This is a genomic window from Streptomyces sp. NPDC059695 (assembly GCF_042733785.1).
GTDB lineage: Bacteria > Actinomycetota > Actinomycetes > Streptomycetales > Streptomycetaceae > Streptomyces.
The window spans coordinates 114002-117742 of record NZ_JBHWFF010000017.1; the positions used below are offsets into that span (position 1 = coordinate 114002).

At 71.7% G+C, this 3741-nt stretch carries 3 protein-coding genes; all 3 read left to right on the top strand.

Annotation, left to right across the window (positions count from 1 at the left end):
* Positions 1-1043 (top strand): carbohydrate ABC transporter permease (locus ACFV2S_RS22160; protein ID WP_385561711.1); only part of this gene is annotated, 1043 nt, incomplete at its 5' end.
* Entirely contained in the window at positions 1037-1909 is an 873-nt protein-coding gene (locus ACFV2S_RS22165; protein WP_385561862.1) for a sugar ABC transporter permease, read from the top strand. The genes ACFV2S_RS22160 and ACFV2S_RS22165, both read left to right, overlap by 7 nt.
* A 39-nt stretch (positions 1910-1948) precedes the next feature.
* Positions 1949-3616, top strand: coding sequence for an alpha-amylase family glycosyl hydrolase (locus ACFV2S_RS22170; RefSeq protein ID WP_385561715.1), 1668 nt, complete (start codon positions 1949-1951; stop codon positions 3614-3616).
* The last annotated feature ends 125 nt before the right edge of the window (positions 3617-3741 follow it).

Here is a 3741-nt window from a genome sequence, read left to right on the forward strand (position 1 = left end):
GTGGGCGGGGGGGCGGGGGCCGGGGGGGGGGGGGCCCCGGCGCGCGGGGGGGGGGGCCCCCCCCCGCCCCCCCCCCCGCCCCCGCCCCCGCCCCCCCCCGCGGAACTGGCAAGCCCCGGGGCGCGGCGAAGCGCTCCCTCTCCACCCACTGGTACGCCTGGGCGATGGTCGCCCCGGTGACCGTGGTGATCGCCGTGATCATCGGCTACCCGCTGGTCCGCGGCATCTACCTGTCGCTGACCGACGCCAACGAGCGGAACGTCGCGCGGTCGATCGGTGTCAACCAGATCCCGGCCACCTACGAGTTCGTCGGTCTGGACAACTACACCGACGCGCTCACCGGGAGCCAGTTCCTCGGGACGCTCGGCTGGACGATCGTCTGGACCGTCTCCTGCGTGGCCCTGACCTTCGCCCTCGGCCTCGGCCTCGCCAACATCCTGAACCGCAGGATCGCCGGCCGCTCCTTCTACCGGCTGATGCTGGTCCTGCCCTGGGCCGTGCCCGGCTTCGTCTCCGTCTTCGCCTGGCGCTTCCTCTACAACCAGGACAACGGCCTGCTCAACAAGATCCTCGCGGGCGGCGGCATCGACGCCGTCCCGTGGCTCAACGACCCCACCTGGGCCAAGATCTCGGTCATCGCGACCAACGTCTGGCTCGGCGTCCCCTTCATGATGGTCGCCCTCCTCGGCGGACTCCAGTCCATCCCCGGCGAGCTGTACGAGGCCGCCGAGATGGACGGCGCGAACGCCTGGCAGCGCTTCCGGCACATCACCATGCCCGGACTGCGCTCGGTGTCGACGACGGTCGTCCTGCTCTCCACCATCTGGACCTTCAACATGTTCCCGGTGATCTTCCTGCTCACCCGCGGCGGGCCCGGCGAGGCCACCCAGATCCTCGTCACGCAGGCCTACAAGTTCTCCTTCGAGGTCAGCCCGCGCGACTTCGCCCAGTCCTCGACGTGGGGCGTGCTGATCCTGGTCCTTCTGATGGTCTTCGCCGCGTTCTACCAGCGCGTCCTCCGCAAGCAGGGAGAAGTCTGGTGACCACCACGACGCCCACCCCCCGGACCGTGAACACCCCGGTCCGCGGCCGCCGTTCCCCTCTCGCCTCGGTCGCCCTGCACCTCACCCTGATCGCGGCGTCCGTGATCGCCGTCTTCCCGGTGCTGTGGGTGCTGCTGACCTCGCTGAAGCCGGCCAAGTTCGCGACCACCACGGACTTCTTCAAAGAGACGACGTTCGAGAACTACACGAACCTGCTGAACGACACCCCGTTCCTCACCTGGTTCGGCAACTCGCTGCTCGTCGCGGGCCTCACCACCGTCGTCGGCGTCTTCATCTCCGCCACCACGGGCTACGCCGTCAGCCGCTTCCGGTTCCCCGGCAAGCGCGGCCTGATGTGGACGCTGCTCATCACCCAGATGTTCCCGGTCGCCGTCCTGATCGTGCCGATCTACAACATCATGGCGTCGATGGGCCTGCTCAACCAGCCGGCCGGCCTGGTCATCACGTACCTGACCATCGCCGTCCCCTTCTGCGCCTGGATGATGAAGGGCTTCTTCGACACCATCCCGCGCGAGATCGACGAGTCCGGCTACGTCGACGGCCTCACCCCCTTCGGCACCTTCTGGCGGCTCATCCTGCCGCTCGCCAAGCCGGGCATCGCCGTCACCGCCTTCTACTCCTTCATCACCGCCTGGGGCGAGGTCGCCTACGCCTCCGCCTTCATGGTCGGCGACGAGAACCTCACGCTCGCCGGCGGACTCCAGAAGTTCGTCAACCAGTACGGCGCCCAGTGGGGCCCCATGGCCGCGGCCTCCGTGCTCATCGCCGTCCCCGCGGCCCTGGTGTTCCTCTTCGCCCAGCGGCACCTGGTCACCGGCATGTCCGCCGGTGCCGTCAAGGGCTGAACCGCACCCCTCCCCATGTCCTTACGACCCAAGGAAGACATGACCCAGCACCTCGCCACCCCCGCCGCCGCCCCGACCACCGGCACGCACACGGGCTGGTGGAGAGACGCGGTGATCTACCAGGTCTACCCGCGCTCCTTCGCCGACGGAAACGGCGACGGCATGGGTGACCTGGAAGGCGTCCGCAGCCGGCTGCCGTACCTCAAGGAGCTCGGCGTCGACGCCGTCTGGCTCTCCCCGTTCTACGCCTCGCCGCAGGCCGACGCCGGTTACGACGTCGCCGACTACCGGGCCATCGACCCCATGTTCGGCTCGCTCCACGACGCCGACGCGGTGATCCGCGAGGCGCACGGCCTCGGCCTGCGCGTCATCGTCGACCTGGTCCCCAACCACTCCTCCGACCAGCACGAGTGGTTCCAGCGCGCCCTGCGCGAGGGCCCCGGCTCGGTGCTCCGCGAGCGCTACCACTTCCGCCCCGGACAGGGCGCGGACGGCGCGCTCCCGCCCAACGACTGGGAGTCCATCTTCGGCGGCCCCGCCTGGACCCGCACGGAGAACCCGGACGGCACCCCCGGCGACTGGTACCTCCACCTCTTCGCGCCGGAGCAGCCCGACTTCAACTGGGAACACCCCGCCGTCCGCGACGAGTTCCGCTCCATCCTGCGCTTCTGGCTCGACATGGGCGTCGACGGCTTCCGCGTCGACGTCGCCCACGGCCTGGTCAAGGCCGAGGGCCTGCCCGACATCGGCGCCCACGACCAGCTGAAGCTCCTCGGCAACGACGTCATGCCCTTCTTCGACCAGGACGGCGTCCACGAGATCTACCGCTCCTGGCGCGGCGTCCTCGCCGAGTACGACGGGGAGCGCGTCCTCGTCGCCGAGGCCTGGACCCCCACCGTCGACCGCACCGCGCACTACGTGCGCCCCGACGAGATGCACCAGGCCTTCAACTTCCAGTACCTGGGCACCCACTGGGACGCCGCCGAGCTCCGTACCGTGATCGACGCCTCGCTCGACGCGATGCGCCCGGTCGGCGCCCCCACCACCTGGGTGCTCTCCAACCACGACGTCACCCGGCACGCCACCCGCTTCGCCAACCCGGCCGGCCTCGGCACCCAGCTCCGCGAGGCCGGCGACCGCGAGCTCGGCCTGCGCCGCGCCCGCGCCGCCACCCTCCTCATGCTGGCCCTGCCCGGCTCCGCCTACGTCTACCAGGGCGAGGAGCTCGGCCTGCCGGACGTCACCGACCTGCCCGACGAGGTCCGCCAGGACCCGTCCTTCTGGCGGGCCAGCGGCCAGGACGGCTTCCGCGACGGCTGCCGCGTACCGATCCCGTGGACCGTCGGGGGCTCCTCGTACGGCTTCGGCGACGGCGGCTCCTGGCTGCCGCAGCCCGCGACCTGGGGCGCCCTGAGCGTCGAGGCGCAGACCGGCGACCCCGGCTCCACTCTGGAGCTGTACCGCAGCGCGCTCGCCGTGCGCCGCGAGCGCCCCGAACTCGGTGCGGGCGAGGCCGTCGAGTGGCTGGAGGCACCCGAGGGTGTGCTCTCCTTCCGTCGCGACGGCTTCGTCTGCACCGCCAACACCACCGGCCGGGCCATCACCGTCCCGCTGCCCGGCCGGTATCTCCTCTCCAACGAGGAAGTCCGGATCGTCGACGATGAGGCCGTGGTGCCCGCCGACACCACCGCCTGGTGGGCGGTGTGACGATCCCCCTGCCGCGGGGGGGGGGGGGGGGGGCCCCGCCGCCGCCCGGGCCCCCCCCGCCCCCCCCCCGGCGCCGCGCCCCCCCCCCCCGGCGGCCCGCCCGGCCAGGCCGCGGGGGGGGCGGC